Annotated in this window: 12 protein-coding genes; 2 read left to right on the plus strand and 10 right to left on the minus strand. The window is 49.9% G+C overall.

The features are described from left to right. Positions 1 to 601 precede the first annotated feature (601 nt). Positions 602 to 1,234 (minus strand): RolB family protein, encoded by a 633-nt coding sequence (locus tag CFBP4996_RS28500; RefSeq protein ID WP_080855274.1) that lies wholly within the window; start codon positions 1,232 to 1,234, stop codon positions 602 to 604. Positions 1,235 to 2,204: 970 nt separating this feature from the next. Between CFBP4996_RS28500 and CFBP4996_RS28510 the strand changes: the two genes are divergently transcribed. Then, entirely contained in the window at positions 2,205 to 3,254 is a 1,050-nt protein-coding gene (locus tag CFBP4996_RS28510) for an NAD/NADP octopine/nopaline dehydrogenase family protein (RefSeq protein WP_080855422.1), read from the plus strand. Between the two features lie 993 nt (positions 3,255 to 4,247). Here CFBP4996_RS28510 and CFBP4996_RS28515 read toward each other — a convergent pair. Further along, on the minus strand, positions 4,248 to 4,613 hold the full coding sequence (locus CFBP4996_RS28515) for a hypothetical protein (protein WP_080855275.1): 366 nt from the start codon (positions 4,611 to 4,613) through the stop codon (positions 4,248 to 4,250). Positions 4,614 to 5,431: 818 nt separating this feature from the next. Between CFBP4996_RS28515 and CFBP4996_RS28520 the strand changes: the two genes are divergently transcribed. After that, the gene (locus CFBP4996_RS28520) at positions 5,432 to 6,640 is read left to right on the plus strand and encodes a glycerophosphodiester phosphodiesterase family protein (RefSeq protein ID WP_162936160.1); all 1,209 of its coding nucleotides are present in this window, start codon (positions 5,432 to 5,434) and stop codon (positions 6,638 to 6,640) included. Positions 6,641 to 7,526: 886 nt separating this feature from the next. Here the strand turns inward: CFBP4996_RS28520 and CFBP4996_RS28525 are convergent. From CFBP4996_RS28525 to CFBP4996_RS28560, 8 genes are read right to left on the minus strand one after another with little or no spacing between them, the layout of a single operon-like run. Next, a complete protein-coding gene (locus CFBP4996_RS28525) occupies positions 7,527 to 8,498 on the minus strand; it encodes a DUF4432 family protein (RefSeq protein ID WP_080855277.1) in 972 nt (323 codons plus the stop codon). Between the two features lie 58 nt (positions 8,499 to 8,556). Further along, on the minus strand, positions 8,557 to 9,027 hold the full coding sequence (locus tag CFBP4996_RS28530; protein WP_121490363.1) for an NUDIX hydrolase: 471 nt from the start codon (positions 9,025 to 9,027) through the stop codon (positions 8,557 to 8,559). Continuing rightward, positions 9,027 to 9,833 (minus strand): inositol monophosphatase family protein, encoded by an 807-nt coding sequence (locus CFBP4996_RS28535; RefSeq protein ID WP_080855278.1) that lies wholly within the window; start codon positions 9,831 to 9,833, stop codon positions 9,027 to 9,029. Before CFBP4996_RS28535 ends, CFBP4996_RS28530 begins: the two co-directional genes overlap by 1 nt. Further along, positions 9,826 to 10,629, minus strand: coding sequence for a glycerophosphodiester phosphodiesterase (locus CFBP4996_RS28540; RefSeq protein ID WP_080855279.1), 804 nt, complete (start codon positions 10,627 to 10,629; stop codon positions 9,826 to 9,828). Before CFBP4996_RS28540 ends, CFBP4996_RS28535 begins: the two co-directional genes overlap by 8 nt. A gap of 14 nt (positions 10,630 to 10,643) precedes the next feature. Further along, positions 10,644 to 11,510 carry an ABC transporter permease gene (locus CFBP4996_RS28545; RefSeq protein WP_080855280.1) on the minus strand — a complete coding sequence of 289 codons (867 nt, stop codon included), beginning with the start codon at positions 11,508 to 11,510 and terminating at the stop codon, positions 10,644 to 10,646. Between the two features lies 1 nt (position 11,511). After that, complete coding sequence (locus tag CFBP4996_RS28550; protein ID WP_080855281.1) at positions 11,512 to 12,429, minus strand: ABC transporter permease; 918 nt, start codon at positions 12,427 to 12,429, stop codon at positions 11,512 to 11,514. Continuing rightward, entirely contained in the window at positions 12,429 to 13,445 is a 1,017-nt protein-coding gene (locus CFBP4996_RS28555) for an oligopeptide/dipeptide ABC transporter ATP-binding protein (RefSeq protein WP_080855282.1), read from the minus strand. The genes CFBP4996_RS28550 and CFBP4996_RS28555 overlap by 1 nt, the downstream gene beginning before the upstream one ends. After that, complete coding sequence (locus CFBP4996_RS28560) at positions 13,442 to 14,389, minus strand: ABC transporter ATP-binding protein (protein WP_162936161.1); 948 nt, start codon at positions 14,387 to 14,389, stop codon at positions 13,442 to 13,444. Before CFBP4996_RS28560 ends, CFBP4996_RS28555 begins: the two co-directional genes overlap by 4 nt. Between the last annotated feature and the right edge of the window lie 50 nt (positions 14,390 to 14,439).

The following is a 14,439-nucleotide window of genomic DNA, read 5'->3' on the forward strand; positions in this document are numbered from 1 at the left end:
TGCGACCAAATAGTCACCCAAGCGGTGGTTGGTATTCAGAAATAAAGAATGTACACAATTTCACTATAACTGATAACTGACTTCAACAGGGAAGAGCGAACCTGACCTCTAATTGACTTTTAGCGAGAAGCCTAAAATATACAATAACTGAATGCTTCGCTTCACAAAGCAGCACTACATTTGAGCCTTAAATACCATCATCTTCCACCAAACTTTGAATATTCACGTGCTTCACAGCAAATTATTCCTTCCTCTGCTTACCACGATAAATTTATTCACTCTTTAAAAACACATTGAGGTCATGAATTACAGAGTATTTCAACAACATTTTTAAACTTTATTTAACTAGTTTTATTTATTATGTTCGCCCGAACCGACATAAATTTGTTTGCATTCCAATATAATAAAAACAAAACTTTATTTATTTCATGTGAAATGACCAATACGCGGTCAACACATATACGCATGACGACTATTAGTTATAATTATAATTTATACTCACGCCGGATGTAATATGGCGGAATTTATTTATTACATGGGAATTTAGATAACGGTTTTGGCGGGCTGATACTGCTCGATAAAGCATCGTCATTTGAAGAAACTATGGCGAAGGGTGACACGTTCCAAAAGCAACAATTGGATAATGGATCAGATCACCGATTTGGACCTCTCTTGCCTGCACTTCGTGATCTTCATTCTCCTCACCTACCCGCGTATCCTCGTCTTCATCATCCTCGCCTTCCTCCGTGTAGTTCCCCTGCCTAGAGTAGAAGCCGTAGTTTTCACCATTGATGAGTTCTGTTCCGAATCGCACAAAGACTGAGCTTGTAAAAATGGCTAGGAAAGAAGTATTTGCCTCCGGGCTATTATAGTAATTGACTAGTCCTCCCTGATCGCAACGCTCCCGCAGTATGTGGTTTAACTGTTGAGAGCTCAAAAGCCACGGCGGAATTTCGGTAGCCACAGCGCCGCAATTAGAGGAACTGGAAGGGAGGCGGCGATTCAATGCACAGGCCCGGGCAGTAGCTTGATCGACATAAACAAAAGTGATGGCTTGATCGGTCAAAATGTATTCATCATCGAACTCATTTGGGTTTTCACTGGAACGATTGAAATACACAATATCAGTGAGCATGGCCCTGAAATCTGTGCGGGCCTGCTCTAGGCGAACCCTCAGTTCGGACTCGATCGAGATACGAGTAAAATCGCGAACCGCCCAACTTGACACTGCCATAGCTAGAAAATCTTTTAGCAAGTTTGTTATAGTACATATGTTTATATCGGAGTGAGATCGTGAACTCTTATATTCGTATGCGGATGTTGTTGCGTCATGGATGACGCATACTTTTTTGACCTTTTGCAGCGATTAAATTGACTAAGACTTCTAAGCCCACTTTTGAAATATAAATATTTCACTATGTTTTATATTCTATGACAAAAGTTAGAATTTTGCATGAATGATGGCATTTTGTTGAAATTTCCATAATGGTGGATAAGTTAGATTAATGCTGTCTTACCACCTCTGATGGCGACGACACACTCAGAGTGCTAACGGAAGCGCTTACGTCACCCTCAGGAAAGCTAAAGTCTCTGCAACAAAGTCTTGGGGATACATTTTAAGGTATCGGATTTTCACCTACCCAAACGTAAGCGCTTACGTAGGACGACGAATTTCTTACGCGAAGACGGACCGTTGGGAGCCTGCTGTGCGTGATACATCACTGTGGAAGGGAAATTTTCTCCGTTTCAACAACCACGTACATTGAAAAACAATTGTGGGCGAGAAAGTCGGGGGGCTGACGTAGGCAGTGACCTACCTGTACCCAAAAGTCGTCACAACCACGCTGGCAGGCACAAGCATTGAGGACTCACAAGAGTTTGCCACGCAGTGGCTATGGACCTACAATAATGAACGGCCCAACATGGGCATCGGCGGCATTACACCCGCACAGTAACTGAAAATGGCCGCGTGAATTCTACGATCGAGCCCCGCTAAGAACGGGGGATTACCAGATAAGCTCGCCTCAATTTTCAAAGCTTGAGGCTCATGCTCCTAGACTTTTAGCGCCAGTTGGCAGCCATTCCTGACTCTGCAGATCGAACAGTAGTTGCATTTCACGCTTATAAATAAGGATTGAGCTTTGGTTGTCAAAGTATCCCATATCAAAAACGATTAAACACAATAATTGCCAACTTTTTTCCAAATGGCTGTCCTCATCATCGGTGCCGGCAACTTGGGATGTGCTCTAGCCGCCGACCTTTGCTATCGAAACCATCAAGTCTCTTTGTGGACCCATCCTCATCACTACGGCAACAGCGCCATCCTCCGCGATCAAGGGCTGAAAGCCAAGGGCGCTGTTTCTGGGCATTTCTGGCCTACAGTACACAGCGACCTTGGTGATGCGCTCAAAAGCGCTCGATCTGTCTTCGTAACCATCCCTTCAAAAGCGGGAGCTCGTGAAGAACTAAGCTCTTATCTGAATCACTATGACCTGACTGAGAAACTCCTCTTCTGGGTTCCCGGGCACATGTCGAGCCTGTTAGGAAACACTATTGCAACTGATGCAACCATTGAGGTCTCCACAGCACCATATGGCTGCAGATGGGAGGACGGGGCCATCTATGTAAAGGCGATAAAAAATATAATCGAAATAGCGTCGCTCAATCCCCTCTCTGAAGAAACTCGTAGCGAGGTTAGCTCCTTGTTTCCCAGGGATGTTGAGTGGCGTGCCAATATTCTTGATGTGGCCCTTCTGAACACCAACGTCATATTCCACCCTGCCACCGTCATCATGAACGCCGACAGGATCAGAAATCAGGAGGATTTCTATTTCTACAAGGATGGAATGACAAAGGAGGTTTGCGATAAAATGGAATTACTAGATGAGGTCAGAATCAAAATCGTGGAACGTTTCGGTTTTCAGGTTCTGCGCACCATTGATCTCGATAACCGCTGGTACGGGATGAGCGAGCCGGATCTTGAATCATTTGCTCGCAAATCCCCGTCGCACAATGCCACAAAAGGGATGCCGAAGGACATGAAGCACCGATACCTCACGGAAGACTGTCGCATCCTGCCTCTTTTCAAGGAACTCGCCCTGATGTTCGACATCGACACCGGTATAATTGAGTGGGTCCTCGACAATGCCTCTGAGCTCGCGAATGAAGACTTCAACGAGACAGGCATAACTCTGGAGAAATTGGGCATGGGTGAAATTTCTCCAGAGCATCTTATCGCAAAATGGGGAGTCTGATACCTGAAGGTGTATTAAACCCATAGCTATCGCGTGTGAGAATAAAGGGAACCTGTAGATAGTCGTGTATTTTCTAAGTTTGTCTGTGTGTTTGTGACTAAGTTCCCGCTTCTATGGGTTAAAATCTCCATGCCCGCAGCTACAATGGCACCTGTGTCTATGTTTGTCTGTATTTTTATACGTTTTATCAATAAATAATGTTCACAAGAATAAACAATTCTGATCCTGATATAGGTAGAATGATAAAAATAATTTGGAAACTTTCGCGATTTCTTACATCCCACTATCATCACAGTACGCTGAAGTTATTATCCATTTTATCTATAAATTTATTGAAAAGTTCAGGAACTTCAGAGGCTCATAAAATATACTGAAATATGCCCGTTTACAAGAGCTTTTGCATCCAAGGTTTATTCGTATTGTGTTGCTTATGATCAGTGAATCCTGTGTATAGCAAAGTAATAAAACGCCGATACGAACAAATTAATATATTCTATATTACGCGTGTGATGTTAATATATTTATAGCTTAGCATCGGAACGAGGCCATTACCGCGCGCGTGGGACACGCGTGAACGACTATACACATTTATTTGTTGATCTTGTTGACATTTCAGATGCTTATTAAGGCAGCAGAGGAATCAAATAGTTGTACATATTATTTTTGTGTTGCAGGAGCCTAAAGCCATCTTGGCCACCTCTTCCACCTTTTCGAATCTATCACAAAGTACGTTTCATTAAATTACAACAGTCAATCAATCATTCCTGCAAATATATGCCCCAAAAGCATACACCAGTCATTTCGATGCAAATGACATAGTATTATAAATATTAACATTAGAATACATCTAAAAATAATGATTTCCGAGCAAAAATGCGCGCCCGAAAATAATGATATGATATGATATTAATATATTAATAAATAAACCTTTGCTTATTAATATTATGCAAACGCGATACTGTGGCGCTCAACCAGAAGAATTGACGCCAAAACCTAGACCAGTGACTTGAATCCGCAACAAGGAACTAATTTGTCAGCAAAGTCATTTTCTGCATTTACTTGATCAACTTGCCACTTCCATTTTGCAAAGGTTTCTAAAGCGTCAGGATTATCGAGGTATCCTGCGTTCTCCACTTTGGTGCCGACTGTGATCCCCTTCTTGTAGGCGAGCAGCTTCTTGTCTCTGTTTACATCAAATATAATGGGTATCCAAAACATGCGGATCCCATACGCGCTTTCGCAGCCTGCTTTGAATTGATCGACGATCTCTTCGCCACTGGCACAATTATAGATTTGGTGCTTGATTTTTTTAAGCGCTTTGACAGCTCCCGGACTAGCAGCTTTCAGCGTCTTCTTCACATCCTCCCAGTCAGGGATGACGAATCTTACCTACATGATTACCAGTCAAATACGGTCTAAAAGAGAAAATGTACCAAAACATTATACCTTCTGGGGCGCATTGCAAATCTCATCTGCAAGATTGCCTATCCAACCATCAATCAGTTCCTTGGAGACTTCGTCGCTAAAACTCGTCCTCATGACGTTTGGTGAGTTGTCAACTAATGATCCCACTAATGCCGCGCGTATTTATAACGAAGGCCTGACTATTCATTTTATGAAAAAGTCGCCTAACGACGTCTCACCTGGACCACCCGATAGCGACAGCAATCAATTAGGCGAGTAAATTCAACAATTCAGGCGCAGTGAAAGTCTCTAGATTTAGATCAAGCCACTGATACGTAAGCGCTTACGCCATAAGGATGGCTCCAGTGGGTCGCTCCATACAACTCGCGTCTCCACAGACGTCCTAGTCAAAGTCTGTATTATTCAATGGTTGACATCGGTCCACTACGACTTTCGCGCCACTGGCGCAAAATCAAAACCAGCAGCCAAGACGGAATTGCGGCATAGCAAAGTTGTGGGCCACTGATCTCAAAATAAGGAAGAGCAATTGATACGTCGACGTAAGCGCTTACGCAATTCGGCTTGCTATCTCATCTCGTTGAAAAATTCCTGCCCCTTTAAAATGCAGGATCTCCCCATCGATAACGCAGCGACCAAATACCCAGTCCCAGACCCAATAAGCAAATATGCAGTTAGTCTGCCAAAGGAAGCCGAGGCGCGTTCAAAGCACAAACTGGCCATCATATGACCTCGAATGGGATCTTCCCAGCAGCGTGAGTGCCGCTCAGGTGCTGGCTACCTACTCAAGCCCAAACCTGCTTCAAAAAATTGATGAGAAACTCGATGTGCAAGTCGTAGAGCACCGAGGAATGTACAATCTGGGTGAAGGAGTTCAAGAGTGTACAAAGTCGGCGATCCTAGCCGCGATCGGTTCTGGGGGCAGAAATCTTTGTGAAATTGATGTCGCACTCACCGCAGACGGCGTTCCAATTGTTGCTCACGAGTTCAATCTCTTTCGCGTAGCTGCTCTCGGGGAAGACAAGCCTGTCCGCGAATTTCATTCTCATGAAGTTGTGGGAAAAGACGTGATCATTCGCGAGGTTGAAAATGGAAGGATTTCTGAGTCAAACTACAGGGTCACGGATGACGCCATCAGCACCCTTGAGGATATTCTGGACACAGCGCTTGCGGTTAATCCACACTCAACCTTTATCCTCGACGGACGCGAATACGAAGCCCATCTAATAGTAGCTTGGTTAAGCTACAAGGAGGAGTACTTTGGCAAGGTGGCACTCCTTTTCTACACTTTCAAGTATCACGATGGAGATCAATTTGTGGCATCGGTGGAGGGTGCAGAGCCAAATTCGGGGTGGAGGAAAAATGTCTATCTAATGCCGATGATTTTCCCCCAGGAGATGGTTCGAATTGCAAAGGACCTAGGCTACACACAGCTTACCACAGACGAAATCTTCGAGGCCGGAAAATACTGGATCGACACGGTTCTTACTCAGGACATGAATATCTTCGCAGTTCAAACCATGTTATCTCATGTGTCTGAGGACGAGCTGGATGACGACGCTACCGAGGAAGAACTACTTGCATACCGGGCTAGCGAAGCAAGCACCCGCCTCGCGTTCTATATCAAACGTGACCCTAACGTTCGTGAAGCTCGCCCTCACCTGAAGCTCTCGACAGGAACCCGTTGCTACGATTTCACCGCGGTTCGCGACGGAAGACGGTTGGAGTTCCACAACGACTTCTTTACCGGCATGGAGAGCCCACGGGAAACCGATCTTCGACGATATATCCGCCACCGCTACGGAACTCCTGGCGTACCATTGCTGCGTGATCTGCCTGATCTTGTGATTTCGGATCGATCTGAGGATGACATGGCTCTCCTTGCTTGGAAAAGAGCTGGTATAGTACGAGAAGTAGACTGGCGTACTCCTCATCTTGATGTCTATAGTTCGGACGACGATTAAGAAACTGAAACCTGCCAAGGTGAATCGTGAAGCATCTATGCTAAGTATAGCGTCTGATGCGCTAATTATGTATAATAGATGTGTATGATTGCGCAATAAAACATGGCATAGCGTTAGAGGATCATGCTCCCTTGTGGCAGCAGCGCCATTGTATGTAAATTTTGTATTTTATTTTTGTAAAATATTTTGTGTTATTATAAAATACTAGATTAATAACCCAATTATTTTCCTTTTATATTGCGATAATATTTACTTTTATTCGTACCAATGCTGCAATTCAAAATTACTTAAAATTCGATATTTAAGGATGCTCACGTGAGAACGATATAATAAATTACTTTGGCGCAAACAGCTCTGAAAATAACCTCGTCCGCCGCTGGCGTTCGCCACAGGCTTTTCGCAGCTCGATCTGTTCAAGCCGCGGCCTAGTATGCGGGCTTCACGGGTCACTATCACCGTCCGCGAGATATAATCAATCAAATTAACTGGCAGGGTGCGGTCGCAGGCCTCATCCAAGCAAGACGAAACAACTCCTGCCTGCGGCTATTAACCCGCTTTACCCACCGAACAAATAGTTTGGCTAGATGCTGTGACGTCGGACAACTACTTGCCCTATCTGTCTCATTCAGACATATGCCGAAGGATAGTCAGTTGTTCGACGGCTGGACCACGAGGCATCGACACTTCGGACGGGACGCGACCTTCTATATTTATGATAGGGCTATCATAACTACCCCACTGCTCCGTTCAATAACAACGGAAGATATTGGCGTCATCTATTTGATCTACACACAATGGAGTTTACATCCCGATATATCCTGCCAAAAATGTGCGCAGATTTCTCCCCAATCTCAAATAGACAATGGACAGAGTAAAGATGCAATTTTTACGGAGTCCCGATCTGTAAGCGCAAAGAATACATGCAGAAATGTCCAGAATCCAGGAGAGGACATTCGGATGCAGACTCGGTTCTCGGTTCAATGCCTAGTGCAAAAACGCCGGACTGGTAGGCGCGCCAGATGCCGAGCTTGGTCAGGTGAGCGCGATCGAATGTCAACGCGACAGATAAAGGTAAGATGGGGTTGGAAAGTACAACAGGGCGGCGGTCCGAAATCTCGTGGGCATCGATCAGGTCAACATTCTCACCATACGTCTCACGAGGAAAAGGACGATCCTCATTTATGTTTGACGCGATCGCGACAGGAATTCCTCGTATCTTGAGTTCGTTATCCAGAAAGGGGTAGCCAAAATTCAGATGGTAAATTACAGCATGATGCGACGGGACAAAGCCCCGGTTCGTAATTGTATCATTGATCGCTATTTCAGAGCTAAATATCCCAAGTGTTACGCGCCGCCGTAATTCGAGTGTCTCACCAAAGACACTTGCTTGCCTGACGATGCCCTCACAAAAAATTTCCTCGCTTTCCTGGTCGACACCATATCCCAGCAATCGCGCTTTCTCGGTTGAGATCCTCCCATGCTGCGGCATTTTCCTCGTTTTAAGATGGGGATGCTCGTAGTGGGAAATATCCGTTTCGCGCGGGCGGCTGACGTGGTCAAGGCCGCAGGTCACCATGAAGCCATCGAAGTTGCGTAGGAACCCCCACCCGTCCTCCGAGCCGGGATCAGAAGGAGGGAACCGCATTTGTGCCGGCGAATTCCAGCCGATGTTCACGCCCTTGAAGGAAAGACTGGAGATATCAAACCCTCTGTCGACAGCAATCTCGAATGAAATCCCCTCCGCGTTCCGGGCAATGAGTATTCTTTGACCTCGCGCGGGACCGTCCTCAAGCGTCACCAGTCGGATGTCAGCAACCCCTCTCAAATCCGGGGTCTTTTTCAACAGATTGATATCCATAATATCCTCGATCACGTCAGTCGCTGAGGTTGTCAGAAGGTCCGACTGGCCGGCGACGCTATGCGTCGTCGTTCAGCTCGCCCAAATTGAAGAGAAGCTGCTGGAGTCCGGGTTCATTGACTGCCATAGCGGCATCCGCTGGTGAACACCACATTTTGCGGCGTTGGCCCTTCTCAGGGAACTCGTCTTCGACCTCCGAAACCATCAGCAGATGAACCTGAACGAGGCAAGGAAGAACCTCATCTCGAGAGATCTTTTTATCGTAGGCGTAGTGGCCAAGAGGAAACTTGCTTATGCGCCCTCTGACCCCTGCCTCCTCCCACGCTTCCTGTTTAGCAACCTGATGCGGCTTCTTCTTACTCATCGGCCAACCTTTGGGGATTACCCAACGGCCGGTATCTCGGCTGGTGATGAGGAGAACCTCAACGTTACCGGGGGCGAGGTCAACCGATCGCGTACAAAGTGCCGCATATTGGTCGACCTTCGCGCGTGGTGGTGTTTGACCTATTGTGGTGGCATCACGCCGCATCAAGCAGCAACCGCCACTTTCTGGAGCAGTGGTCTTACTTTCTCCAGAAAAGCGTCGCTTCCACAAGCAAAACGGAGCTTCTGCGGTAGTTCGGTTCTGTCCCAGTCAATCGTATGCGAGACGCCAAGATTGCCGAGTATCGGCAACGCCGCCATCACATCCCAGGTCGAATCGCCCAATGACACATAGCCATCGGTTTCGCCCATCGCCACCTCGATGAGAGACAGCGTTGCCGAACCGCAGCATCGGAAGCTGATGCGAAGATCATCGGAGATGAAACGAACGACTTCGAGCCGGTCTTCGGTCGCGACCGACGGATGAAGACCAACTCCCATTGAAGCCCGTGAAAGATCGAGCGGAGGAATTGGTTGCAAGGGCTTGTCGTTCAATTGAGTCTCGACGTCCCTGCCGCCAGTCAGCATCAAATCTCGCACGGGGGCGTAGATCACGCCGAAGACCGGCCGACGGTTTTCATAGAGTCCGATGGAAATCGCCCAGTTCTGGCCGCCACGAACGAAATTGAACGTCCCGTCTATAGGGTCGATGACCCAGGTCCGTCCGGATGTTCCATCGATCTCGCCACCTTCCTCGCCATAGACGCCGTCTTCCGGAAAAGCTCTCTTGAGATTGGCGATTAAAAATTCTTCGACCTGCCTGTCAGCCTCCGTCACGAGATCGAGATGGCCCTTTTTCTCGACAGGCAAGTCAGCGAGCTTGCGGAAATACTGAAGGGCCAACTCACCCGCTTTCCTCGCAATGTCTTCTACGACGGCCTCTGTCGTGTGCTCCGTATGCAAATCAGCCATTGGCTTCGTCCTTGAGCCGCACGACCTGCGACACATCATTGCTAATGAGCTGATCAAGCTGACCTTCGCGAATCCAGCGAACGACGTCGGCTTCGATATCGACGCCGTACGTTTTGAGACCCTTCAGTTTGCTCGGGGGTGGAACGTGGAGGAAAGTCGCAATCCCGCCGTCATGGAGCTGGATTGCTTCTCCGCTTGGGAAATGATGGATCTCAAGGTTGATGGCATCAACGTTGGCTTCGCGTGCGATGGCGGCCGGATCGATAAGGCGCGAATGCGACAAGCCGACAGTAGGCACTTCTGGAATAGCCTTCTTCAGAGCCCGGAGCTGGACGAAGTCGAAAGAGGAGAACTGCATCAGGTCAGCGCAGTCGAGTTCATCGATAATCGCCCGCAGCTTGGGGAAGAACACGTCATCCTGGCCATAGGTCTTCAGCTCAAGCTGATAAATAATATGGTGCTCACGGGCGAAGTGCAGCGCGTCCCTTAAGCGTGGAATTCGCTCGTCCTGGAATTCCTCGCCGAACCATCGGCCGGCACTCAAGGCGGCGATCTCGGAATAGACCATGTTGCGAATCAGGCCATTGCCGTCGGTGGTCCGATCGACAGTTTCATCATGTATCAGGACCAGTTCACCGTCACTGGTAATGCGCAGGTCCGTTTCGCAGGTCACGCCGGGTCCGGCAAATTCGCGGGCCGCGCGAAACGCAGCATACGTATTTTCCGGTGCGCCTTCGCTATGGCCGCGATGGCCAGCGACGCGCATTGTCTTTGGCGTCATTCTCAGCGGGTTCATTTTGTTTCCTTTCATTAACGGAGCCGCGCATCGAAGCGGTCACGCAGATAGTCGCCGAGCAGGCTGATCGACAGGGTTGTCAACACGATTACCGCGCCCGGAAACGCAGCCAGCCACCAGGCGATGGCGAGATAGTTACGGCCGTCAGCGACCATCAGTCCGAGACTAGTGGCTGGCGGCTGGATGCCGAGACCGAGAAAGCTCAAACCACTTTCGAGAAGAATTATTTCCGGGAAATTGACAGTGAACTGTACGATGAGCGGCCCCGCTATATTTGGCAGCATGTGGCGCAGGTAGATACGCATCGGCGGGACGCCAACGATCCGCGCCGCCTCCGCATACCCCTCCTCTTTCGCACTCAGCACCAGACCTCGAGTCAGACGGGCGTAGCGCCACCAGTTAAAAATGCCCATGAGGAAAACAAACAACAGTGGGCTGGAACCAAAAAGCGCCAGCACGCCAAGCGCTGTAATGATGAATGGCACTGATGCCATCGCATCCGCGAGGCCCATGACGATATTGTCGACCCAACCTCCGAAATGAGCCGCAATTGCGCCCAGACTTGTACCAACCACGCAGCAGATTAGCGATCCGACGATAGCGATCATCAGTGTCGTCTGTGCCGCGACGATCAGATTACTAAACACGTCCCGACCTAGATAATCGGTGCCAAGAAAATGGCGGACAGAGAGGAAAGGCTTGGCAAACCGTGCCAGCGGGTCTTGCGACAGATAGTCATAGGGCGCCATCCAGCGGGCTGTAATGCCGACAAACACGGCGATTAAGACCCAAGTGCAGCAGAACCCGATGCTGATCGGCATCCCTTTGAAAGGGCCCCACGCGGTGCTCTTAAAGGAGCGTGAAGTTGTCGCTGTCGACATATCATTGCTTCCTGATTTTGGGATTGAGGACGGCGTAAAGCACGTCGACCGTGAGGTTGATTGTGACCATAAAGGTCGTGAACAGAATGATCATCGCTTGAACGACCGACAGGTCACCGCTGCTGGTCGCGGCTACGAAACCGCTGCCAAGCCCAGGCCAAGCAAACACTGGTTCAACGAGAACAGCACCGCCAAGCAGGCCGCCAGCCGTAAAGCCAAGTGTCGTGACCATGGGGATCGCCGCGTTTGGCAGTGCATGCTTTGTGATAATCTCCCAGTTGGGAATGCCATCAGCGCGCGCCGCGGCAATGTAAGGCTGGCCAAGGACATCGATCAATGTCGAACGCATAAATCGTGCGATAGCGGCTGCGTTGAACAGAGCAAAAGTAGCCACCGGCAGGATTACGTGATTCCACGACGAACTTCCTGAACTCGGCAAGACGCGAAGCCAGACCGCGAACACGAAGACGAAAATCAAACCCAGCAAGAAATTGGGAATGCTGTACCCGAGAACGGCACCAGCCATGACCCCTTTATCAATGGCAGATTCGCGCCTGACAGCAGCGAGGATGCCTGTTGGGATCCCGATCAGCATGCTTAGGAAGAATGCCGAGACTGTTAGAAGAAGTGTCTTGGGAATACGCTCGCTGACAACATCAAAAACTTCGCGTCCGTCAGCGTACGAGGTTCCGAAGTCGCCTTTCAACGCATTCCCAACATAAAGCAGGTACTGCTCAAAAATCGATCGATCAAGGCCCCATTTGGCCCGGAACGCGGCTAGTGCTTCCGGCGAAGCGCTGTCCGTCAGCATTTGCTGAGCGGAATCGCCGCTGAGACGTAGTACCACAAAAACGACCGTGACGGTAGAGACCAGTACTGTGAGCGCTCTAGCCAGCCGAGCGAAAATAAATGCCACCATCAGGCAATCTCCTTCTGCTGCGAGTCTGCCGGCAACGAAGCGATTGATTGCGGGAACTCTTCAGCCCTATGGCATGCCACCTGCTGGTCCCCGACGGATCGAAGTGTTGGCGTCTCATTGGCGCATCTGTCGATCGCAAACGGACAGCGCGATCGAAAAGCACACCCGTGACCAGCTTTCGTTATGTCCAGCTCGCCTTTGATCGGCGGTTCGACGTTACGGACAGTCGGATCCATGGTGGGGACAGATGCGAGAAGCGCACGTGTATAAGGATGACGCGGCCAGTGGTAGACCGACCTAATATCACCGGTTTCGACGAGGCGCCCCAGATACATCACCGCAATGCGATCAACGACATGGCGGACAATGCGAAGGTCGTGGGTAATGAAGACGTAGGCAAGATCTAAGTCCCGCCAGAGTTCCCGCAGCAGCGCCACAACCTGCGCCTGAACGGACACATCGAGAGCGGACACGGCTTCATCGAAGACGACCAGCTTCGGATCAAGGATGAGAGCCCGAGCGATAACGACGCGCTGTCTTTGGCCGCCAGACATTTGGTGCGGATAACGGTCCATCATCACACTCGAGAGGCCGACCCGCTCAAGCATGGCCGCAGCCCGCTCATAGGCAACCGCACGGTTCGTCACATGATGGACAACAAGGCCCTCGGCAATCTGCTCGCCGATCGTCATCTGCGGGTTCAAAGCCGATAAAGGATTCTGTTGGACGAGCGAGGTGCGTATGCGGAAGTTCTTCCAGTCCTGAGCAGTTCGCTCCTTATGGTTCACGCCTTCGAACCAGATGTCACCGCTGGTCGGTGGTGTCAGGCCGAGGAGAAGTCTTCCGAGTGTCGATTTGCCACTTCCGGATTCCCCAACAATGCCGAGCCTCTCGCGGGGCGCCAGTTCCAGGTTGATCTCCCTGGAAGCAAACAGGCTGGTGGATTTCGAGAAAAAGCCGGTCTTCTGCCCGAAGGCCTTCGACAGGTCACGTGTCTTGAGGAGGGGCGGGCTCATGCAGCCACCGGATGATAACAGGCCGCCTCATGGGCGAGGCCGACATTCGCAGGCGCAGGAAAGCGCGCCGAACATTCTGCCGTCGCACGCGAACAGCGCGGGTGGAAATAACAGCCCTGGGGAAGGTTATCGAGGAGCGGTACTGAACCAGGGATCGGGACTGGCGGTTCGATATCCTTCGCCTCGATACTCGGCATGCATTCGATCAGCGCGCGAGCATACGGATGAGCCGGCCTTTCCAGCAATTCCGCAACGGGCGCCGTCTCAACGATTTTTCCGCAATACATCACTGCCGCCCTGTCGGCGAGACGAGCGATCACGCCAAGATCGTGAGATACTATAATCAGCGCCATGCCAGTCTCGGCTTTCAATTCTTCGAGCAGATGAAGGATCTGTGCCTGCATCGTCACGTCGAGCGCAGTCGTCGGCTCGTCGGCGATCAAAAGCTGGGGCCTGGCTGCCAGAGCATGAGCGATCATAACGCGCTGGTTCATGCCGCCGGAGAATTGATGTGGATAGGATCGCAGCCGACTCTTGGCGCGATCGATACCGACGCGCTCAAGAAGGCGCATCGCTTCCAGCCGAGCATCATTGCCTTTCAGGCCCTGGTGGCGATAAAGAGCTGATTCCAAGTAGTAGCCGATCGTATGGACCGGGTTCAGGCTGCTTGTCGGATCCTGAAAGATCATCGCGATGGTCGGCTTGCCGTTTTTGTCGGACGCCGTCCGGCCGGCTCCGAACTCGATCGATCCGCCGGCTTTCGCAATTCCCCGCGGAAGCATGTTGCCCACCGCATAGCACGTCATGCTCTTTCCACAACCAGACTCGCCAACAAGCCCCAGCGTCTGGCCAGCTTCCAAAGAGAAACTGACGCCGTCGATAATCCTGATATTGCGGGCCGGCACCTCGACCACGAGATCACGAACATTCAACAAAGTAGACATTTCATCCTCCCTGAGCGGTGCGCACGGATGCGCACCGCCATCTTGTTGGA

Source organism: Agrobacterium leguminum (assembly GCF_005144435.2).
Lineage (GTDB): Bacteria > Pseudomonadota > Alphaproteobacteria > Rhizobiales > Rhizobiaceae > Agrobacterium > Agrobacterium leguminum.

Coding starts and splice junctions, on each gene's coding strand:
- CFBP4996_RS28500 (WP_080855274.1), bottom strand. CDS start 1,234: ATGGCAGTGTCAAGTTGGGCGGTTCGCGATTTTACTCGTATCTCGATC.
- CFBP4996_RS28510 (WP_080855422.1), top strand. CDS start 2,205: ATGGCTGTCCTCATCATCGGTGCCGGCAACTTGGGATGTGCTCTAGCC.
- CFBP4996_RS28525 (WP_080855277.1), bottom strand. CDS start 8,498: ATGGATATCAATCTGTTGAAAAAGACCCCGGATTTGAGAGGGGTTGCT.
- CFBP4996_RS28530 (WP_121490363.1), bottom strand. CDS start 9,027: ATGCGGCGTGATGCCACCACAATAGGTCAAACACCACCACGCGCGAAG.
- CFBP4996_RS28535 (WP_080855278.1), bottom strand. CDS start 9,833: ATGGCTGATTTGCATACGGAGCACACGACAGAGGCCGTCGTAGAAGAC.
- CFBP4996_RS28540 (WP_080855279.1), bottom strand. CDS start 10,629: ATGAACCCGCTGAGAATGACGCCAAAGACAATGCGCGTCGCTGGCCAT.
- CFBP4996_RS28545 (WP_080855280.1), bottom strand. CDS start 11,510: ATGTCGACAGCGACAACTTCACGCTCCTTTAAGAGCACCGCGTGGGGC.
- CFBP4996_RS28550 (WP_080855281.1), bottom strand. CDS start 12,429: ATGGTGGCATTTATTTTCGCTCGGCTGGCTAGAGCGCTCACAGTACTG.
- CFBP4996_RS28555 (WP_080855282.1), bottom strand. CDS start 13,445: ATGAGCCCGCCCCTCCTCAAGACACGTGACCTGTCGAAGGCCTTCGGG.
- CFBP4996_RS28560 (WP_162936161.1), bottom strand. CDS start 14,389: ATGTCTACTTTGTTGAATGTTCGTGATCTCGTGGTCGAGGTGCCGGCC.